Here is a 19,950-nt window from a genome sequence, read left to right as displayed (position 1 = left end):
CTGCATGGGAGGAGAGATGGCTCAGATTCAGCGCGTGGCCGTATTGGGGGCCGGGGTCATGGGGGCGCAACTGGCAGCGCACCTCGTCAACCTGGACATTCCTGTTTTACTCTATGATTTGCCCCTCGACAAAGGACCCACGAATGGACGGGTTCTGCAGGCCATTCATGGATTAAAAAAAATGAGCCCGCCTCCCCTGGTCGAACTCGAACGGGCAGGTTTGATCGAAGTGGCCAATTATGACGATCATTTGCCCCGACTTTCCACCTGTGATCTGGTAATCGAGGCTATCGGCGAACAGTTGGCCTGGAAACAAGCACTCTATGCGCGCATTTTACCCCACTTGGCTCCTCAGGGCTGGTTGGTGTCCAATACTTCCGGTCTGTCTTTGGAGGAACTCAGTGCCGCTTTGCCGGAAGATCTTCAAACGCGTTTCTGTGGCATGCATTTTTTCAACCCCCCCCGTTACATGGCATTGGTGGAATTGATTCCCACGACACGGACGGATCGGGACAGTATTACCGTTCTGGAATCCTTCATTACTACCCGTCTGGGCAAGACCGTTATCCATGCTCTGGATACGCCGAACTTTGTAGCCAACCGTATTGGGGTTGCTGCAACAGTAATTACCTTTCATCAGGCTCAGAATTTTGGCTTGTCCTGCGATCTGGTGGATGACTTGACCGGGCCTCTTTTGGGACGGCCCCGTTCTGCCACTTATCGCACTGCCGATGTGGTTGGATTGGACATTCTGTCCCATGTTATCAGTACAACCTATACCCAGGCACCGGATGATCCTTTTCGTGCCCTGTTTGCCCCTTTCCCCCTCCTCGAGGGACTCATCTCGGCAGGGGCGCTGGGTGCCAAAACTGGCGCTGGTTTTTACCGAAAGGAAGGCAAGACGATTCTTCGTCTGGACCCCATGACCCGTTCCTATGTGCCCAGCGGAGCCAAGGCGGAGGCAGGGGTGAAGGCTTGTCTGGAGGTTTCGCTGTCCCAAAGACTGGCCTGTCTGCGTGCCAGCACCCACCCCCAGGCCCAGTTTTTGTGGGCCATTCACCGCGATCTGTTTCACTACTGCGCCCTGAACCTGGCATACATGGCGCCTTCAGCCCGTGAGGTGGATATGGCACTGCGCCTGGGCTTTGGTTGGTCCCTCGGCCCCTTCGAACAGTGGCAACTGTCGGGTTGGTCAGAGGTGGCGGCGTGGATCGAGGAAGATCGACGGGCAGGAAAAACCTTGGTGGACCTCCCTCTGCCCGATTGGGCCATGGATCCACAACGTCAGGTCGTTCATACGCCACAGGGCTCCTGGTCAGCGGCTCGTGCCACCCTCAGTCCCCGTCTCTCCCCACCCTGGTTGAAACGTCAGCACTTCCCCCTGCGCTTGTTGGGTGAGGGGGGGAGTACTGCAGCCAGCGCGGGACGGACGGTGGCTGAATCCGAAGCCGCGCGACTCTGGACACTGGATGAAGATATTTTGATTCTGACCCTTCGTACCAAGATGAATATCCTGGGCGAAGTTGCGTTGGAAGCGCTGGATCAGGCGCTGACCGAGGCTGAAGGGCATTACCGTGCCCTGGTCCTGTGGAGTCCAGACCCGCACTTTTCAGCGGGCGGAGATCTCAAGGGGTTCATCGAAACCTATACCCGTCATGGTTTGACGGGGTTGGCACTGGCTCAGGAACGGTTCCAGCGCGTGGTTCAGCGTTTGCGCTGCAGTGCAGTGCCCACCGTGGCAGCCTTGCAAGGCTATGCACTGGGCGGTGGGTGTGAAGTCTCGCTGCACTGTACCCGCCGGGTCGCTTATACAGAAACCAATCTTGGCATGGTGGAAGTCAATGTAGGGATCTTTCCCGGTGCCGGGGGGCTGACGGAAGTCGCCCGGCGCGCAGGATTGCGCGCCTTGGCCGCCCAATCGCCCCTGCAGGTAGCTGACTACCTGCAGGAGGATTTGACGCGCATCCTGCGCTGCACAGTCAGCCAAAGTGCTCAGGAAGCTCGTTCCTGGGGCTGGCTCGAAAGCGGTGACGTTCTCGTTCCGCACCGTGAAGAATTGCTCCATGTGGCCCTGACACAAGCTCTGGCATTGGCGGAGTCCGGTTATGCGCCTGCTTTGCCTCGACTCTTTCCGGTGGGTGGAGTGGAAGGACGGGCCCAAATGCTTGCGGGGTTGGTCAATGCGCTACAGGGAGGGCAAATTTCGGCGCATGATTTCGAGATCGGACGTATCTTGGCCACGGTCGCCTGCGGTGGAGAATTGCCTGCGGGAACCTTGGTCAATGTGGACTACCTGCTTGGCCTGGAACGGACGCATTTCGGTCCCTTGCTGGCCACCCAAAAAAGTCGGGAACGCATTCAGTCTTTTCTGGAAACCGGCAAGGCTGTGCGTAATTAGTCAGGAGAGTGACATGAAAACAGCGTATATCGTGGCGGCTACCCGTACCCCTGTAGGGAAGGGGCGTGGACAGTTTGCCCAGGTACGGGCAGATACCTTGCTCATTACAGCCTTGCGGGGAGCCTTGGCACAGGTCCCCATGCTGGATCCGGAAGCGATTGAAGATGTGGTGATCGGGTGTGCCATGCCGGAAGGAGAACAGGGGCTCAACATTGCGCGCAGTGCGGCAGTTCTGGCGGGATTGCCTCTCTCCGCAGGAGCGATGACGGTCAATCGATTCTGTGCCTCCGGATTGTCTGCCATCCAGATGGCGGCAGAACGCATTCAGTTGGGCAGCGCAGACCTCATGATTGCCGGTGGCGTAGAATCCATGAGCCGCATCCCCATGATGGGCCGGCATCCTGCGCCCAGTCCCCTGATTTTTGAGACGCCTTTTCACACGCCGTTGGCTTGGGGAATGGGGGCGACTGCGGAAAATCTGGCCCATCAGTGGAACATCAGTCGTTTGGAACAGGATACGGTGGCTCTGGAATCGCACCAACGTGCACTGGAAGCACAACACCAGGGGTTTTTTGAAGCAGAAATCACCCCTGTCACCCTACTTCAGCACTTTTTGGATCTGAACACAGGACTGACAACACCACAGGAGAGAACCTGGCACCAAGACGAGGGCCCTCGTGCTGATACCAGTCTGGAGATTCTGGCTCGGCTCAAGCCAGCCTTCCACGTCAAGGGAAGCGTCACGGCCGGCAACAGCAGTCAGATTTCTGACGGAGCCGCCGCCCTCATTCTGGCCAGCGAAGAAGCAGTGCACCATCATGGATTGACCCCTCTGGCGCGGGTCCTGGGTTTTTCTGTCAAAGGGGTGCCGCCGGAGATCATGGGGATTGGCCCGGTCAAGGCTGTACCCCCTCTGCTGTCACGGCATGGGATCAGTCTTGCTCAACTGGACTGGATCGAGCTCAACGAAGCTTTTGCGGCACAGGTATTGGCGGTTCAGAAGAATCTGGCCTTCGACCCAGTTCGGCTCAACCCCCTGGGGGGGGCGATTGCACTTGGTCACCCCCTGGGGGCCAGTGGCGCCATACGCACGACTACGTTGATTCATGGTTTACGCCGCACTAACGGGCGTTACGGTTTGGTGACCCTATGTGTGGGTATGGGACAGGGGATTGCCGGGCTGTTCGAACGGGTATGATAGAATCCTGCCCTGTCATGTACAAGGAAACCCCATGAAAATACTGGTCCCTGTGAAGCGTGTTCTGGACTACAACATCAAGGCTCGAGCCAAGGCAGACGGCAGCGGTGTGGCGTTGGCCGGGCTCAAGATGTCCCTCAATCCCTTTGACGAGATTGCTCTGGAAGCGGCGATTCGCTTGAAGGAAGCAGGGCTGGCCACAGAAGTGGTGGCTCTTTCCTGTGGAGATGCAATGGTTCAGGAGGGATTGCGTACAGCCCTTGCTCTGGGCGCTGACCGAGCGCTCTGGGTATCTTCGACCACGGAATTACAACCCCTGGCCGTGGCTAAATTATTGCAAGCAGTGGTCCTGCGTGAAATGCCAACCTTGGTGATCTGTGGTAAACAGGCCATCGATGATGATGCAAACCAGACTGGACAAATGTTGGCTGCCCTGCTGAATTGGGGGCAGGCCACCAATGCCGCTGAAATACAGATGGGAGAGGGAAGGGTAGACGTGGTGCGGGAAACCGACGGAGGTACTGAAACTCTGCGTCTGCTTTTGCCTGCCGTGATTACGACGGACTTGCGCCTGAATGAACCGCGCTACGCCACGTTGCCCAATATCATGAAGGCCCGCAAGAAACCTATCGAAACCCTGACCCCCGAGGAGTTAGGGGTAACGGTGGAACCCCGTTTGAAGACTCTGCGGGTCCAGGAACCGCCCCAACGTCCTGCCGGTATCAAGGTGGACTCCGTGGCCACGTTGCTGGCGCGTCTCAAAAATGAAGCCAAGGTGATTTGAACGATGGAAAACCGAATTTTACTGGTCACTGAGTTGGGCCCTGACGGTCATTTGAAGTCCTCCATTCGTTCCCTACTCGCGGCTGCCAAGGCCTTGAAAGGGGATACGGATGTGCTGATCTGGGGAGGAGATACGACTTCCGCCCTGGTGGAGGCTCAACATTTGCCGGGGATCCATCGGGTTCTGAATGGATCAGGAGCGACCCTTGCGGAGGGACTGGCGGAAATGCTCTGCGCCCTGGTGCGACCTCTGGCGCGTCAATATACGCATATCCTGACCGCCGCGACGGCCATTGGCAAGAACTGGATGCCCCGCTTGGCTGCATTGGAAGATGTGGCCATGATCAGCGATGTCGTGGGCGTGGAATCTTCCGATACCTTTATCCGACCGATTTACGCCGGGAGCATCTGGGCAACGGTATGCTGCCCCGAATCCCTCAAACTGATGACGGTGCGCACCACGGCTTTTCCGGGGGTAGAGGGAGAAAGGACTGAACCGGTACCGGTGGAAAATCTGCCTTGTCCTGCAGCGATGCCGTTGTCCACCCGGATTTCTGTGCACACGCATGCGCAGGAAGGTCGTCCCTCCCTGGAGAATGCCCGAGTCGTAGTGTCCGGTGGGCGCGGACTGGGTAGCGCAGAACATTATGAGGCTTTGCTGGGGCCTTTGGCAGAGGAGTTGAACGCTGCGCTTGGGGCGTCCCGAGCCGCCGTGGACCTGGGCTATGCCCCCAATGACGTTCAGGTGGGTCAGACGGGCAAGGTGGTCGCTCCGGACCTGTATATTGCAATCGGTATTTCAGGAGCCATCCAGCATCTGGCTGGCATGCAGACTTCCCGGGTTATTGTGGCCATCAATAAGGACCCGGATGCGCCCATCTTCGCTGTGGCAGATTATGGATTGGTGGGGGATCTGAACCTACTGGTTCCTGAATTGACCGCAGCACTTCAAAAATGAGTGTTCTGGATTTCAAACTTTTTGTAGCGGAATCTCGTGTTCCATGCGTTTGACCTGGTTACGTTCGTCCACATAAACCAGGCGTGGCGAGAAGTTTTTCAATTCCTCCGGGGCATAACTGGCATAGGTGGCAATGATCAATATGTCTCCCACTTGAGCTTTTCGGGCAGCGGCGCCATTGACGGAAATCATGCCAGTGTTGCGCGCACCTCTAATGGCATAGGTCGTGAAGCGTTCTCCATTATTGACATTGTAGATATCGATCTGCTGATATTCATGAATGTCCGCCGCTTCCAGCAAATTTTCATCGATGGCGCAGGACCCTTCATAACCCAGTTCTGACTGGGTCACCGAGACGCGGTGCAGTTTGGCCTTGAGCATGGTTTGGAACATAGGCAATGGCAAGCAGACAGGCCTTCTCAAATTAATAAAAGTCGCATTTTACTCCAATTCTCTGGATTCATATTGCAAGCCCCTGCAGTCCTTGGGACAATAGCAGTTTTTCACTGTACATTTGATCAGGGAGGCGAGGTGGAAGAAAGGGCATGGATGGAACCCCATCAAACGCAACAGGAGGGTATGGCGCAACGCTTGCACCTCGAAAAACAGGTGCAAAGAACTCTGGCTGAAGATGTGGGCGCAGGGGATCTGACCGCATTCCTGATTCCGGAACCCGTGGTTTCTGAAGCACTGATCCTGGTTCGTGAAAGTGCGGTTCTGTGCGGGCAACCTTGGGTGAATGAAGTTTTTCGGCAACTGGACTCTCGTCTGCAGGTGGAGTGGCAGGTGGCCGAAGGCGCGGAAGTATTTCCCGGACAGAGAGTGGCTACGTTGAAAGGTCCGGCACGGGCATTGCTGACCGGTGAACGGGCTGCCCTGAATTTTCTGCAAACACTGTCGGGTGTTGCTACTCAAACACGCCAGTTCGTGCGTACCGTGGCTGGTACACGGGCGGTGATCGTCGATACCAGAAAAACCATTCCTGGGCTACGTCTGGCAGAAAAGTACGCCGTGCGGATCGGGGGGGGGACCAATCATCGAATGGGACTTTACGATGCCATCCTGATCAAGGAAAATCATATTGCTGCCACGGGTTCCATCACTCAGGCGGTTACCTTGGCACAGAGCATCAAGGGAACCTATAAGTTCATTCAGGTAGAGGTGGAAACTCTGGAGCAATTGGAGGAAGCGCTCATCGCCGGAGCAAATATGGTCATGCTGGATAACATGTCCCTCGAGATGCAACGACAGGCCGTGATGCAGGTTGCCGGACGGGCGCGAGTCGAAGTGTCCGGGGGAGTGAACTTGGAATCGGTACGCCAGATTGCAGAATTGGGGGTGGATCGAATTTCCATCGGAACTTTGACCAAGGACATCAAATCCATTGATTTTTCCATGAGGTTTAAGGATGTCAGCCTGTAATATTCAAATAGATTATGAAAACCCACAAGGCCTTGCTACGGCTTGGGCTCGTGTCCCAGAAGAGCCTTCCCAGGAACGGCGGCGGGTTTTGCTGGAGGAACTGGAAGATCTTCTGGGACAGCGGAATGCTGTATTGGTAGCCCATTACTATGTTCATCCCGATCTACAGGATCTGGCCGAGGGAACCGGTGGTCTGGTAGCCGATTCTCTCGAAATGGCCCGGTTTGGCAAGCAGCATTCAGCAACGACCCTGGTGGTGGCCGGGGTACGTTTCATGGGAGAAACAGCCAAGATTTTGTCACCCGAAAAAACCATACTGATGCCCGAACGTGAAGCCGAATGTTCTCTCGATCTGGGCTGTCCCAGCGACGCCTTCCATGCATTTTGCGATGCCCATCCCGACCGTACCGTAGTGGTCTATTCCAATACCAGTGCTGCGGTCAAGGCGCGTGCCGACTGGGTGGTAACATCGGGCTGTGCGGTAGCCGTGGTTCGCCACTTGCATGAACAGGGGGAAAAAATTCTGTGGGCACCAGACCGTCACCTCGGGGACTATGTGGCTCAGGAAACGGGCGCTGATCTGCTTTCCTGGCAGGGTTCCTGCATCGTTCACGACGAGTTCAAGGCCGCTGAACTGGCGGACTTGAAAATGAAAATGCCTTGGGCCAGGGTATTGGTCCATCCTGAATCGCCCCGGGCCGTTTTGGCACTGGCAGACTATGTCGGTTCCACGCGGGGTATTCTGGAAGCTGCAGGCACCCCGATGGTGGAAACCTTCATCGTCGCCACGGACAATGGCATGTTCCATAAATTGCGTCAAACCTATCCGGATAAAACCTTTATCGAAGCTCCCACCGCCGGGTCGGGCGCTACCTGCAAGAGTTGCGCCCATTGTCCCTGGATGGCCATGAATGGATTGGAAAATCTGCGCGCCATTCTGTTTGCGGGTACGCCTGAAGTTACGATCGATCCTGGTCTTGTCGATCGCGCTCGTTTGCCCATCGAGAGGATGCTGGACTTTACTCGAGCCGATGCACTACGGACGGCAGGACTGGTACCTCATTTGGGGGCTGCCTGAAGGAGATTCAGGAGGGAGTGAGCAGAGTGGGACAAGAGGATGCGGAACTCAGCGGATAATCCCGGCTGTAGTGAAGCCCTCGACTTTCTTTGCGCAAGCGTGCAGAGTTGACGATGAGTTGGGAAACCATCACAAGATTGCGCAATTCGAGCAAGTCTCGACTGACATGAAAATTAGTATAGAACTCCAGAATTTCCTCATGCAATAGTTTCAAACGATGCGCCGCCCGCTCTAACCGTTTGTCTGTACGCACGATTCCGACGTAATCCCACATGAAACGGCGTAATTCTTCCCAATTATGAGAAATAACCACTTCCTCATCAGGGTCGGTGACCTGGCTACTGTCCCAAGGCGGGATGAAGGTCAAAGGTGCGAAGGGTGGCTGGGAAAGAATGGCTGAACTGGCTTCACGGGCCATCACCACGCATTCCAGCAGTGAATTGCTGGCCAAACGGTTGGCACCATGCAAACCTGTATAGGCCGTTTCGCCAATAGCATACAATCCGGCCAGATCGGTACGTCCTTGCAGATCGGTGCGTAATCCCCCGCAGGTATAGTGCGCCGCTGGAACCACCGGAATGGGTTGGGTGGTCATGTCGATGCCCAGGGACAGACATTTTTCATGGATGGTGGGGAAATGCGTGCGAATGAACTCAGAGGATAGATGGGTAATATCCAGGTACACGCAATCCAAACCAAGACGCTTCATTTCATAGTCGATGGCGCGTGCCACGATATCGCGCGGAGCCAATTCTGCCCGGTCATCGTGTTCAGGCATGAAACGATGCCCATTGGGCAGACGCAAAATGCCGCCTTCTCCCCGTACGGCTTCTGAAATAAGGAAAGACTTGGCATGGGGGTGATACAGACAGGTCGGGTGAAACTGGATAAATTCCATGTTGGCGACAGTACAACCCGCCCTCCATCCTGCGGCGATGCCATCTCCCGTTGCCGTATCCGGATTGGTGGTGTAAAGATAGACCTTGCCTGCACCGCCGGTGGCCAGCAGGGTGTGAGGCGCAGTGAAGGCATGCACTTTACCAGTGGTTTCTTCCAGCGCATACAGACCCACACAACGCCGTTGCCCCGGCAGTCCAAGTTTTTCGCTGGTGATCAGATCGACCAGCATATGTTGTTCAAATATCTGGATGCGCGGATGTTGACGCAGTTGAGGATGCAGCGTGTTCTGAATGGCAGCACCGGTGGCATCGGCCACGTGGGCTACCCGCCGTTGGCTGTGTCCACCTTCACGGGTGAGGTGCAGCGTACCATTTTCCTGAGTAAAGCGAACCCCGCGCTGTGTCAGCCAGTGAATGGCCATTTCACCCCGCTCGAGAATGAAATGAGTGGCTTCGGTATCGCACAGTCCGGCACCGGCAATCAGGGTATCCTGCATGTGGGTATCGATGCTGTCCAAACTCGACAATGCAGCAGCAATGCCTCCTTGAGCGCGGGGGCTGGCGCCATCTTCCAGGAAACGTTTGGTAATGAGGGCAACTCTGAGTCCACGATCTGCCAACTCGAGGGCAGTGACACCCCCAGCCAGGCCACTGCCTACGATAATTGCTTCAAAGGATTTTACGTCTTCCATCATGGTCCATCAATCTATGTGTGAGACGGAGGACAAGCATAGCAGAATCCCCTGAGGATCTGGCAGTTGGTGCATGACCGGAGTTGTCATGAAAAAAATTATCCATTAGAATTGCCTTAAACATAAGAACAAGGTATTTTATCCCATACTTGAAAAAACGAGACCGGCATGAATTCACTTATCATGATCCTTGATTCTGATTACCGACGCTCCATTGCCCTGGAATCCTTTTTTATTCATACTTCCTTTCATACCATGCGCGTAGCTCAGGTGGATGATGCAAAATCACTGTTGCGCGGGCATCCCATTAAATTGGCGATCATCAATCAGGATCATGGAATCAATGGCAATGGATATGAATACATTCGTTTTATGCGCGAACATTATCCTGATATAGGAATTATCGTTCTGAGTGACAATTCATCGCCCATGGATCGAATTCTGGGAATCGAAATGGGCGCCGATGATTATCTGGTCAGGCCTGTGGACATGCGGGAACTTATGGCACGAATTCGGCGCTTATTGGAGCGTCTGAATATTTCTTCCTTTCATCTGAACAGTGGAATAAATTTTTCCGGCTTTGGTCTTGATCGTCAAAAGCGGGAAGTCACATGGATCACTTCGGGGAAAAAAATCCATTTCACCAACCGTGAGTACGATATGCTGCTCTGTCTGCTGGAAAACGCTAATCGGGTGGTGGGGCGCAACACGTTGGCCCAGGTGGTTTGTGGACGATCCTGGCATGCCGAGGATCGTTCGGTGGACGTCACCATTTCGAGCATCCGCTGCAAACTACGTCAACACAATCCTGCCGATACACTGATCCGCTCCATTCGAGGAACGGGGTACAGTTTGATCATTCGTCATGAATGATCAAAAAACTCGTTCGTTCAGGATCTGACGCAAATAGACGCCATAACCATTTTTGCTCAAGGGAAGAGCCAGTTTTTCCAACTGGGCTGCATCGATCCAGCCTTGGCGATAGGCAATTTCTTCGGGGCAGGATACCTTGAGTCCCTGTCGTTTTTCCACAGTCTGGATATATTGGGCAGCCTCCAGAAGGGAATCGTGGGTCCCGGTATCCAGCCAGGCAAATCCTCGTCCCAGCACTTCCACGCGCAATCGTTGCTGTTCGAGGTAAAGACGATTGAGATCCGTGATTTCCAATTCGCCACGCGCCGAGGGGGCCAGGGTACTTGCCAGATCACAAACCTGTGCGTCATAGAAATAGAGACCGGTGACGGCATAACGTGAACGGGGTTGAAGGGGTTTTTCTTCCAGTCCAATGACACGACCAGTTTCGTCAAATTCAGCCACTCCATAACGTTCAGGATCACTGACGGGATAAACAAAAACCGTGGCACCTTCGAGATGGTTGCCTGCTTGTCTGAGTTTGATGGAGAAATCATGACCGTAGAAAAGATTGTCTCCCAGTACCAGGGCACTGGGTTGATGTTTGATAAAATTTTTCCCGATCAGAAAAGCCTGTGCCAATCCACCGGGTTCCGGTTGGACGGCATATTCGAGATTTATTCCCCAGTGGTTGCCATCGCCCAGTAATTGTTGGAATCGTGGGGTATCTTGGGGGGTAGAAATAATCAGGATGTCACGAATTTCTGCCAACATCAGGGTACCCAGCGGATAATAAATCATGGGCTTGTCGTACACGGGCAGCAATTGTTTGGAAATGACCTGGGTAGCGGGATAGAGGCGGGTCCCTGAACCTCCCGCCAGGATGATGCCTTTTCTCATGCTTCCTGCCTCCGTTCCGCATAATTTTGTTCCAGCCAGGAACGATAGGCACCGGACAACACGCGTTCGCTCCACTCCTGATGATCCAGGTACCAGCGTACAGTCTGTTCCAAACCGGAGGCAAAGCTATGCGCGGGCTGCCAATCCAATTCCTTGCTAATTTTTCTGGCATCAATGGCATAGCGCCGGTCATGCCCCGGACGGTCTGTGACGAATTGTATGAGTCGACGGCGGGAACCCTGTGCCGTGGGGCGATGTCGATCCAGCGCATCACAGAGGGCTTCGACCACCGTCAGATTAGCTAATTCGCTATTTCCACCGATATTATAGGTTTCTCCCACACGGCCGGCTTCGAGGACTCGGCGAATGCCGCTGGCATGATCACTGACATGGAGCCAGTCCCGTACGTTTTGACCATCCCCATAAACCGGCAGAGGTTTGTCAGCCAGGGCTTGATGCAATATAAGAGGAATCAATTTTTCCGGGAACTGGTAGGGTCCATAGTTGTTGGAACAGTTGGTGGTCAGAACCGGCAATCCATAGGTATGGTGCCAGGCACGCACCAGATGATCGGAAGCGGCCTTGGAGGCGGAGTAGGGGCTGTTTGGCGCATAGGGAGTGGATTCAGAAAAAGCAGGGTCCTGGGGAGCCAGTGAACCATAGACCTCATCGGTGGAGACATGCAGAAAACGGAAATTTTCGCGTTCTTTCCCCCCCAATTCATTCCAGTACGCACGCACCGATTCCAGCAGATGAAAGGTGCCGACGATATTGGTTTGAATAAAGTCTGCCGGACCATAAATGGAGCGGTCCACATGACTTTCGGCAGCGAAATTGAGAATGGCGCGCGGACGGTGCAATTTTAACAGAGCGCGGACCAATGCCGTATCTCCAATATCGCCCACCACCAGCGTATGACGCGGATCCTGATCGAGGCTGGCCAGGTTATCCCGGTTTCCGGCGTAGGTCAGTTTGTCGAGAGTCAGCACGGGTTCATCTTGGAGATCCAACCAGTCCAAAACGAAATTAGCACCTATAAAACCAGCACCGCCTGTTACAAAAATCATATTGGCTCCTTTTTATGGGATTCTCGCACACGGGGATCAATTGTACCAATGACAAATGGTTTTGCGTAACCCATAAACAAACATTGCGTATAATGTATATTATGTTAAATTAAGCGGAGTAACGAAGCCCCATCCAGGGATGGGGCCAAGAAGATCCGTCTCTAAAGAACATTGATAATCAGCGCACCACTTTCATCCAGGGAGACTTGCAATTGGGGACAGCGGGATAATAAGCGTTGCTGTCTGGACAATAATAATGGATCTGTTGTCCATTGCTTGGTGTCATACCGCTGGGAGTCGACAAATTTTTTCCGGCAGGCCCCAGATTGGCATTGGGGTCCAATTTGGTCACCCGGGTGGCCCCTCCTCCTCCCAATACCTGAACTCGATCACCCACATGAAAAACTTCATCAGCCCCTTGAGTGACGGCAATAACATAACCACTGTCTAGTCGAATCGTAATTTCCACTCCGTTTTCGGTGGATAAGGCATTTTGAGCCGCATTGCCCGCTGCACCGGCGGCCAGTGCACCTAAAATTGTTGCTGCCGCATTGCCATTCCCCGCCCCAACGGTACTTCCCAGCGCAGCTCCGGCCACACCACCGCCCAAAGCACCCAGAATGCCGGGATCATTGCTTTGGATGCGAACCTTGTGCACGCTTTCCACCGTTCCCAGACGAACCGATTGTTCCCCGCGCACTTCTGTGCTGGTGTAGTCGCTGCCCCCCAAACCGGGGGATGAACAACCAGAGGACAGCGCCAAGGTCAAGGAACAAAGGGCGAGCGTCAAATATTTTTTGTGCGTCATGTTGAGTGATCTCTCTTGCGAATTTGTACATTCATCATTGTAACTTGCCAGTATGGAGTTTAACCGCGAGAAATGGTTCCGCACATCCCGTCTATGGTAATCTGTCAGTCTTTTCTGAAGGGTACCTTAAATCCATGGCTCAGTATGTCTATAGCATGAACCGAGTGGGAAAGATTGTCCCACCAAAACGGCAGATTCTCAAGGATATCTCTCTGAGTTTTTTTCCGGGGGCAAAAATCGGGGTGCTTGGACTGAATGGTTCAGGAAAGTCCACAATTCTCAGAATCATGGCGGGTATCGATCGGGATATCGAAGGTGAGGCTACGCCCCAACCAGGGCTTAAAATCGGTTATCTCCCCCAGGAACCCCAACTGGATCCCGAACTCACCGTCCGTCAGGCGGTGGAACAGGGTCTGGGTTCGATCATCGAAGCGCGTGCAGCTCTGGAGGCTGTCTATGCGGCTTATGCTGAGCCTGACGCGGATTTCGATCATTTGGCTACCGAGCAGGCTCGTCTTGAAGCCATTCTTAGCGCAACTGATGGGCATAGTACAGAGTTACAAATGGACATTGCTGCCGATGCTCTGCGCCTTCCTCCCTGGGATGCCCTGATTGGCAACCTGTCTGGCGGGGAAAAACGTCGTGTGGCTCTGTGTCAGTTACTGATCTCCAAACCTGACATGCTGTTGCTGGATGAACCCACGAACCATCTGGATGCAGAAAGCGTCGATTGGCTGGAACAGTTTTTGCAGCGTTTTCCAGGAACCGTGGTGGCAGTGACCCACGATCGGTATTTTCTGGACAATGCCGCCGAGTGGATTTTGGAACTGGATCGTGGCCACGGTATTCCCTGGAAGGGTAACTACAGTTCATGGCTTAGTCAGAAAGAAGACCGTCTGAAGCAGGAAGAGTCTCAGGAATCTGCCCGTCAGAAAGCAATTCACAAGGAACTGGAATGGGTTCGTCAGAACCCCAAGGGTCGTCAGGCCAAATCCAAGGCCCGCCTGGCCCGCTTCGAAGAACTGAATTCGCAGGAGTATCAGAAGCGTAACGAGACCCAGGAAATTTTTATTCCTGTGGGTGAACGTTTGGGAGATTCCGTCATAGAACTTGATGGAGTCACGAAATCCTTTGGTGACCGTCTGCTTCTGGATAACATCAGTCTGACCATTCCGCCCGGTGCCATCGTTGGCATCATTGGTCCCAATGGAGCCGGCAAATCCACATTCTTCCGCATGATCGTCGGTCAGGAAACCCCGGACTCCGGTACGATCAAATTGGGTTCTACTGTCAATCTTTCCTATGTGGATCAGTCACGGGAAACTCTGGACAGTGACAAAACCGTCTGGGAATTCATTTCCGGAGGTTCAGATCTGCTCACTGTGGGCAAGTATGAAACTCCGTCTCGTGCTTATATTGGACGTTTCAATTTCAAGGGAGCGGATCAGCAAAAGATTGTAGGGAATCTGTCGGGAGGGGAACGGGGTCGCCTGCACCTGGCTAAGACCCTGATTCGTGGGGGGAATGTGCTGCTTCTGGACGAACCTTCCAACGATCTCGATGTGGAAACCCTGCGTGCCCTGGAAGATGCCCTGCTGGAATTTGCCGGAGCCGTGTTGGTCATCTCCCATGATCGCTGGTTTCTGGATCGAATTGCCACCCATATCCTGGCCTTTGAGGGAGATTCGCAAGTAACCTTCTTTACCGGCAACTATCAGGAATACGAAGCGGATAAAAAGAAACGTCTGGGGGAAGATGGGGCACGGCCCCGTCGCTTGCGCTATAAACCCTTGCACGGTTGATCCTGCAGGAGACCGATCAATTCCTCGGTGCTGAGGGTGCTGGTTTCTCCAGCGCCCTCCAGCAGACTATCTGCGAGGTTGCGTTTACGTTCATGCAGTGCGACGATCTTTTCTTCGATGGAATCCTTGATGATCAATCGATAAACCGTCACGGGGCGAGTCTGCCCCATGCGATGGGCGCGGTCCGAAGCCTGATCCTCTACCGCAGGATTCCACCAGGGATCCATATGAATGACATAATCCGCTGCGGTGAGGTTGAGCCCTACCCCACCGGCCTTGAGACTGATGAGAAAGATATCATCCGTTCCTTCCTGAAAGGATCTGACACGTTTGGATCGTTCAGCGGAGGGAGTGGATCCATCCAGATACTGATAGGTAATATGATGTTCTTCTAGGGATTGTCGAATCAGGGTTAGATAATCCACGAACTGACTGAAGACCAGAGCCCGGTGCCCACTTTCCTTCAACTCTTCCAGAATTTCCATGAGTGCGGTAATCTTGGTGGAAATCCAGGGTCGGGCAGGGAGAATTAGAGCACCATGGCAACAGGCCCGACGCAACTTCATAATTCCTGCTAATACCTTGATTCGATTGGGCTGTTCGTCACCCGGCAAGGTTGTGTTCTCCAGTGCTTCGAGACGGACTGCTTCGTACATGGCCTGTTCCTCTGGGGTGGCCTCCAGTTGTAGCGTGACTTCCGTACGTTGTGGTAATTCAGTCAACACCTGAGACTTGGTACGCCTCAGGATGAAAGGTTGAATCAGGCGGCGCAATTGTTCCCGTGCTTCCACATCCCCATGGCGTTCGATGGGGTAGGAAAACTTTTCCGTAAACGTATCCAGGGACCCCAACAGGCCGGGATTGATGAAACGAAACAGATTCCATAATTCTCCGAGGTGGTTTTCGATGGGAGTTCCCGTGGTCAACAAACGAAAATCCGCATGAATCTTCATGGCCGCCTGTGAGCGCTTGGTGCCTGGATTCTTGATGGCCTGGGCTTCATCCAGCACGCAAGTGGCCCAATGATGGCTTCCAATCATCTCCGTTTCTTGCTGAAACAGGGTGTAACTCAGAATGACCAGGGAATTCGGGCCCAAGTCCGCCAGTTGGTTTTTTCCACCTACGCAGAGCCACTGAAGGTTCAGCGTGGGAGAAAAACGTTGGGCTTCCTGTACCCAGTTGCCGCAGACTGAGGTGGGCGCAACCACCAAAGCCGCACCCAGAGGGGCTCGGTAAAGAAGCAAGGCCAATGTTTGAAGTGTTTTGCCCAACCCCATGTCATCTGCCAAGCAGGCCCCTGCCCCAACTTCGGCGTGGCGTACCATCCAGGCAAACCCTGACCGTTGATAATCCCGCAATTCTGCTTGAAGCGTGGGGGGGATCTGGGGTTCCCATTGACTCAGGGATTCATGTCGCGACAGTAAATCAATCCAACGCTGATCGGTGATTGCGGAATTTTCCTGCTCGATCAGTTCAGATAGATGGGGCGCTGAAAGTGCATGAATTTGAAGTTCTCCTGCTTCTTCCTGGGCCAGACTGGCCAGTCCCCGAATTCGATTCAGCAATCCTTCACTCAAAGCAATGAATTGCCCATCCGACAAAGCCACGAAACGACAATCCGCATGTTTTGCCGCTGCCATGAGGGTTTTGAGTTCCAATACGGTATGGGCATCCACACGCACGCCTCCAGAAACCTTGAGCCAATCTCCCTGAGAATTGATCTGAAGCGCCATTTGAGGAAGTTGGGCTTCTCCACGGATACGTAAACTTTCTCCTGCCGGCCAACGCAGGTACACGGTGGACTCCCCCATGGCCTTGAGCAATGTCAGGATTTCACAGGCAGCGGCAGGGTGGCGACTGGTTCCTGTAAAGGGAAGGTCGGCAGGGACCAACCAGGGAAGACAGGCTTCGAAGATCTGTTGGGCGCGAGTTCTTTCCAGTTCCAGCGCGCGCTTCACACCGTGCAGCATGGCATCACTTTCACCCTCGATACAAATAGTATGCCCTGCTCCAGGAATAAAGGATTCCCGGGCCTCTCCCAGAGGGTAAACCACCAAAGCAAGACGAATCCCTTCGGGATGAGGAGACAGGAGTGCATAAAAGCACGGAGAAGCCTCTGTCAGTGATAGATTGGCCGGGACGGGAGGAACCCCATGTACAAGAAAACGGGGAGTCAGGGTCTTGAGCAAGGCAACGACCCGTTCCTCCTGAGGAAGAGGGATCTGTTGCCCAATTTCCCCTAAAATATCACGTAGACGGATTTCTTCATCGCTCAGTCCATAAAGACGCAAACGGTGGGAAGACTCTTGTTCGATCCACAAATCTTCACCCATGGGAATCTGTGGTTCCAACTGTAGATGCCAATGGTGACGGTCACGTCCGCTGATCAAAACGAAACGCCCTGCCACAAGTTCAACGGTTTTTTGGAGGTCATGTCCCCAAAATATCAAGGGGTGTCCCATCAGCAAGCGCAGAGCCTGCGGAACAAAAAAACGTTTGTCGTGGGGCTTTTGATCCACCAGTGTATTTCTCAGATACGCAATCACGGTTTTATCCTGCTCTGTGACGCTTTCTAATTCCTGGGTGATGTTAATGAGTCGCTGAAAGGTAATGGCTTTGCTGGCTCCCCATGATCCATGGATCTGACGTTTCTGTTCCCGCGCTTCAAGGAGAAGATTGCCTGTATCGGGATGGCGATGGAGCGTCCAGTAAAAGCGCTGTTGACGGACCGGTATGAACGTTTCGCCCAACTCTTCCCCCAGTCGCTCCAGCGCACCTAGTGCCCGCTCCCACAGAGGTTGACGACGAATGGCGGAAACCAGAGTAAGAGAGCCCATTTCCTGGTGCAGATGGGTAGCATGGAGCGCAGGACTTCCCATTTGCATGCGCTCCAGAAGTTCCCAGGCTTCCGCCGCAATCCATCGGTATCCGTGGGATTCTGCACGGCGTGCCAGTTCAGTCAAACGTATCGTGTCGATCCGTTCTCCATCCCCATCCACCCACCAACAGGCCAAGGCCCGGAACAATTGCGCCAGAGACTCCTTCTCGCCAATTTCCGCGCGATCCTCTCCAAGCGTTGCCTGAACAGACTGAGTTGCGTGGGCGACCTGACCCAGACAGGCATAAATGGAACTCATACCGGTTCCATTGCGAATCACCAGGGCAATATGCTGGGAGGCTCGTTCCAATGCTTTTGGATCACCGCTGGAAATCAGGGAAACTACATAGGCAATTCCTCCCAGTCCACTCATGCCCTGTTTGCGCAGATCCTGAGGTTTCCGGCAATCTTTCAATACTTTTTCGAACAGTGGAATGGCAGGCTCGGTTTGTCCTCGCAAAACCAGAACCAATCCTTCGATGCAGTGCGCCAGGGGAAAAGGGCGTCCCCGCACCAAAGTCAGTGATTCCTCCAGGTGTCCACGCAAAATCATGGGTTCGCAGAGTACACTGGCAAACCATTGCCGTTGTTCTTCGGGAGCCAGACGCGCCTGTTCTCGTAACCAGGTAAGGGGGCCTTTGCAGGGTTCCAGACGATTGGTTCTCAATGCAAGAATGGTGGCGGCAATGGTGAGAGCAATTTCATGGGGCAAAGAATCGAATTGCTGAGCCGAAAAAGGTGCGTCAAATAGAGTCAGATAGGGATTGCGCAAGCGCCATTCAGAGGCAAAGTAACTTTGCAGCGTTTGAGCCAACTTGGAGAAATCCTCAAATCGACGGGCGTACAATGCCAAGCGTAAATCTCGTACCCCTTCGTTGAACTGGCGCACAAAATAACCAAAGCGGTAATCGGCAATCTTGAAGACCTGGCGCACTGTATCCAGCGCCAAGAGGATTTGAGTTTCATCTTCCGGCATGCGGAGGATGACTTCGCTCAGCGTCGGAACACAGGCTAATCTACCCTGATTCAGGATCAGTTCATTTTTTTCCAGGAGATATTCGATCAAGGGAGTAGTATCCGAGACCGGTAAATCGCTGCGCTGGCAAAATACTTCCCAGAGGGTATGGATCTGGTTTCTGGTCAGAGAGAGATAGGATAGAGAAACCAAACGCAATAAACAGCGCGCGGGATCAGAAACCTCCAGAATCGGGGCGTCCAAAAAAGGGGCAGAGGCAGAGGAAGTCGAGTTCAAATGAGAAATCCTGAAGGAGGCCAGCGTGTCATGATCCTGTAACTCATTCTTGCAATTCTATGATGAAATTCAATCTGGTGCCAAGTATCCTCCGGGAAGGTTGCGAGAAGAATGAACGAAGGGTAGCATGGTAAGGTTTTTTTGGAGTGATAGATGTCCCAAGCCTTGATTGAAATCGAAGACCTGCACTTCAGTTATGGTGCAAGACCCCTCCTGAAAGGAATCAGTTTCTCAATTCAGGAGGGGAAAATTTCTGCCATTCTAGGCACCAGTGGTTCGGGCAAGTCCACTCTTCTGCGCCTTGTGGGAGGGCAACTGCGTCCACAGCGGGGAGCCGTGCGCTATCGCGGGCAGGTGGTGCACGAGATGTCTGACCGGGAACTTTACACCATGCGCCGTGAACTGGGGATGATGTTTCAGATGGGGGGGCTATTCAGTGACCTGTCCGTATTTGAAAACATTGCTTTTCCCCTACGGGAACATACTCGCCTTGCACCCCGTCAAATTCGGGATCTGGTCCTCATGAAATTACAAGCCGTGGGACTGCGCGGCGCCCGGGATCTCATGCCGGCCGAACTCTCGGGAGGAATGGTTCGGCGGGTTTGCCTGGCCCGTGCCGTGGCACTGGATCCCACCCTGGCCATCTATGACGAACCCTTTGCCGGTCTGGATCCCATTTCCCTCAACGCCGTGGCCCGCTTGATTCGGGAACTAAATGACAGTACCGGAATCACATCGATCGTGGTCACTTACGACGTCAGCGAGTCTCTGAAGGTGGTGGATGATATATTTTTACTTTCAGAGGGCGTCGTTGTCAGTCAGGGTACGCCTTCTTCACTCAGTCAGAATACTCAAGATGCTTATGCCTATCAGTTCATCCATGCCGAGGCCGATGGCCCCGTGCCTTTTCAATGGCCCGCGCCTCCGCTGGAACAGGATTTTCGACCGTCATTGTTTTGATCT

At 53.8% G+C, this 19,950-nt stretch carries 15 protein-coding genes; 9 read left to right on the top strand and 6 right to left on the bottom strand.

Annotated elements, in window-relative coordinates:
• The first annotated feature begins 16 nt into the window (after positions 1-16).
• From IV91_RS0106560 to IV91_RS19600, 4 genes are read left to right on the top strand one after another with little or no spacing between them, the layout of a single operon-like run.
• Entirely contained in the window at positions 17-2,398 is a 2,382-nt protein-coding gene (locus IV91_RS0106560) for a 3-hydroxyacyl-CoA dehydrogenase/enoyl-CoA hydratase family protein (protein ID WP_031597000.1), read from the top strand.
• A gap of 13 nt (positions 2,399-2,411) precedes the next feature.
• Entirely contained in the window at positions 2,412-3,596 is a 1,185-nt protein-coding gene (locus IV91_RS0106555) for an acetyl-CoA C-acyltransferase (protein WP_031596999.1), read from the top strand.
• A gap of 34 nt (positions 3,597-3,630) precedes the next feature.
• A complete protein-coding gene (locus tag IV91_RS0106550; protein WP_031596996.1) occupies positions 3,631-4,380 on the top strand; it encodes an electron transfer flavoprotein subunit beta/FixA family protein in 750 nt (249 codons plus the stop codon).
• A 3-nt stretch (positions 4,381-4,383) separates the two neighbouring features.
• Positions 4,384-5,337: an electron transfer flavoprotein subunit alpha/FixB family protein gene (locus IV91_RS19600; protein WP_051862217.1), complete on the top strand. Its 954-nt coding sequence runs from the start codon at positions 4,384-4,386 to the stop codon at positions 5,335-5,337.
• Between the two features lie 12 nt (positions 5,338-5,349).
• On the opposite strand, the gene panD is transcribed toward IV91_RS19600, so the two are convergent.
• Positions 5,350-5,730 (bottom strand): aspartate 1-decarboxylase, encoded by a 381-nt coding sequence (panD, locus tag IV91_RS0106540; protein WP_031596994.1) that lies wholly within the window; start codon positions 5,728-5,730, stop codon positions 5,350-5,352.
• 156 nt (positions 5,731-5,886) lie between these two features.
• Here panD and nadC point away from each other — a divergent pair, with 156 nt between their 5' ends.
• Together nadC and nadA are read left to right on the top strand one after the other, a co-directional pair.
• Positions 5,887-6,759: a carboxylating nicotinate-nucleotide diphosphorylase gene (nadC, locus tag IV91_RS0106535; RefSeq protein WP_150112407.1), complete on the top strand. Its 873-nt coding sequence runs from the start codon at positions 5,887-5,889 to the stop codon at positions 6,757-6,759.
• Complete coding sequence (gene nadA, locus IV91_RS0106530) at positions 6,746-7,837, top strand: quinolinate synthase NadA (protein WP_031596990.1); 1,092 nt, start codon at positions 6,746-6,748, stop codon at positions 7,835-7,837. Before nadC ends, nadA begins: the two co-directional genes overlap by 14 nt.
• A 7-nt stretch (positions 7,838-7,844) precedes the next feature.
• On the opposite strand, the gene nadB is transcribed toward nadA, so the two are convergent.
• Positions 7,845-9,431, bottom strand: coding sequence for an L-aspartate oxidase (gene nadB / locus IV91_RS0106525; protein WP_233418411.1), 1,587 nt, complete (start codon positions 9,429-9,431; stop codon positions 7,845-7,847).
• Positions 9,432-9,596: 165 nt separating this feature from the next.
• Here nadB and IV91_RS0106520 point away from each other — a divergent pair, with 165 nt between their 5' ends.
• Positions 9,597-10,301, top strand: coding sequence for a response regulator transcription factor (locus IV91_RS0106520; protein ID WP_082783066.1), 705 nt, complete (start codon positions 9,597-9,599; stop codon positions 10,299-10,301).
• On the opposite strand, the gene rfbA is transcribed toward IV91_RS0106520, so the two are convergent.
• The 3 genes from rfbA to IV91_RS0106505 all read right to left on the bottom strand — a co-directional run bounded on the left by rfbA (position 10,302) and on the right by IV91_RS0106505 (position 13,055).
• The gene (gene rfbA, locus IV91_RS0106515) at positions 10,302-11,180 is read right to left on the bottom strand and encodes a glucose-1-phosphate thymidylyltransferase RfbA (RefSeq protein ID WP_031596986.1); all 879 of its coding nucleotides are present in this window, start codon (positions 11,178-11,180) and stop codon (positions 10,302-10,304) included.
• On the bottom strand, positions 11,177-12,247 hold the full coding sequence (gene rfbB / locus IV91_RS0106510; protein WP_031596984.1) for a dTDP-glucose 4,6-dehydratase: 1,071 nt from the start codon (positions 12,245-12,247) through the stop codon (positions 11,177-11,179). Before rfbB ends, rfbA begins: the two co-directional genes overlap by 4 nt.
• A 178-nt stretch (positions 12,248-12,425) precedes the next feature.
• Positions 12,426-13,055 carry an outer membrane lipoprotein gene (locus IV91_RS0106505; RefSeq protein ID WP_051862215.1) on the bottom strand — a complete coding sequence of 210 codons (630 nt, stop codon included), beginning with the start codon at positions 13,053-13,055 and terminating at the stop codon, positions 12,426-12,428.
• Between the two features lie 134 nt (positions 13,056-13,189).
• On the opposite strand from IV91_RS0106505, the gene ettA reads away from it, so the two are divergent.
• Positions 13,190-14,857 (top strand): energy-dependent translational throttle protein EttA, encoded by a 1,668-nt coding sequence (gene ettA / locus IV91_RS0106500; protein ID WP_031596982.1) that lies wholly within the window; start codon positions 13,190-13,192, stop codon positions 14,855-14,857.
• Here ettA and IV91_RS0106495 read toward each other — a convergent pair.
• Positions 14,836-18,987: a DEAD/DEAH box helicase gene (locus IV91_RS0106495; protein WP_051862213.1), complete on the bottom strand. Its 4,152-nt coding sequence runs from the start codon at positions 18,985-18,987 to the stop codon at positions 14,836-14,838. The two genes, ettA and IV91_RS0106495, sit on opposite strands and share 22 nt — an antisense overlap.
• Before the next feature lie 153 nt (positions 18,988-19,140).
• Here IV91_RS0106495 and IV91_RS0106490 point away from each other — a divergent pair, with 153 nt between their 5' ends.
• Positions 19,141-19,947: an ABC transporter ATP-binding protein gene (locus IV91_RS0106490; RefSeq protein WP_031596978.1), complete on the top strand. Its 807-nt coding sequence runs from the start codon at positions 19,141-19,143 to the stop codon at positions 19,945-19,947.
• Positions 19,948-19,950 lie beyond the last annotated feature (3 nt).

The sequence above is a fragment of the Ferrovum myxofaciens genome (assembly GCF_000735045.1).
Taxonomy (GTDB): Bacteria; Pseudomonadota; Gammaproteobacteria; order Burkholderiales; family Ferrovaceae; genus Ferrovum; species Ferrovum myxofaciens.
The sequence above is the reverse complement of the archived record's forward strand: the minus strand, read 5'-3'. Positions and strand labels throughout refer to the sequence as shown.

Excerpts from the sequence above, each read along its gene's own strand:
- IV91_RS0106560 (WP_031597000.1), top strand. The coding sequence starts at position 17 with ATGGCTCAGATTCAGCGCGTGGCCGTATTGGGGGCCGGGGTCATGGGG.
- IV91_RS0106555 (WP_031596999.1), top strand. The coding sequence starts at position 2,412 with ATGAAAACAGCGTATATCGTGGCGGCTACCCGTACCCCTGTAGGGAAG.
- IV91_RS0106550 (WP_031596996.1), top strand. The coding sequence starts at position 3,631 with ATGAAAATACTGGTCCCTGTGAAGCGTGTTCTGGACTACAACATCAAG.
- IV91_RS19600 (WP_051862217.1), top strand. The coding sequence starts at position 4,384 with ATGGAAAACCGAATTTTACTGGTCACTGAGTTGGGCCCTGACGGTCAT.
- panD (WP_031596994.1), bottom strand. The coding sequence starts at position 5,730 with ATGTTCCAAACCATGCTCAAGGCCAAACTGCACCGCGTCTCGGTGACC.
- nadC (WP_150112407.1), top strand. The coding sequence starts at position 5,887 with ATGGAACCCCATCAAACGCAACAGGAGGGTATGGCGCAACGCTTGCAC.
- nadA (WP_031596990.1), top strand. The coding sequence starts at position 6,746 with ATGTCAGCCTGTAATATTCAAATAGATTATGAAAACCCACAAGGCCTT.
- nadB (WP_233418411.1), bottom strand. The coding sequence starts at position 9,431 with ATGATGGAAGACGTAAAATCCTTTGAAGCAATTATCGTAGGCAGTGGC.
- IV91_RS0106520 (WP_082783066.1), top strand. The coding sequence starts at position 9,597 with ATGAATTCACTTATCATGATCCTTGATTCTGATTACCGACGCTCCATT.
- rfbA (WP_031596986.1), bottom strand. The coding sequence starts at position 11,180 with ATGAGAAAAGGCATCATCCTGGCGGGAGGTTCAGGGACCCGCCTCTAT.
- rfbB (WP_031596984.1), bottom strand. The coding sequence starts at position 12,247 with ATGATTTTTGTAACAGGCGGTGCTGGTTTTATAGGTGCTAATTTCGTT.
- IV91_RS0106505 (WP_051862215.1), bottom strand. The coding sequence starts at position 13,055 with ATGACGCACAAAAAATATTTGACGCTCGCCCTTTGTTCCTTGACCTTG.
- ettA (WP_031596982.1), top strand. The coding sequence starts at position 13,190 with ATGGCTCAGTATGTCTATAGCATGAACCGAGTGGGAAAGATTGTCCCA.
- IV91_RS0106490 (WP_031596978.1), top strand. The coding sequence starts at position 19,141 with ATGTCCCAAGCCTTGATTGAAATCGAAGACCTGCACTTCAGTTATGGT.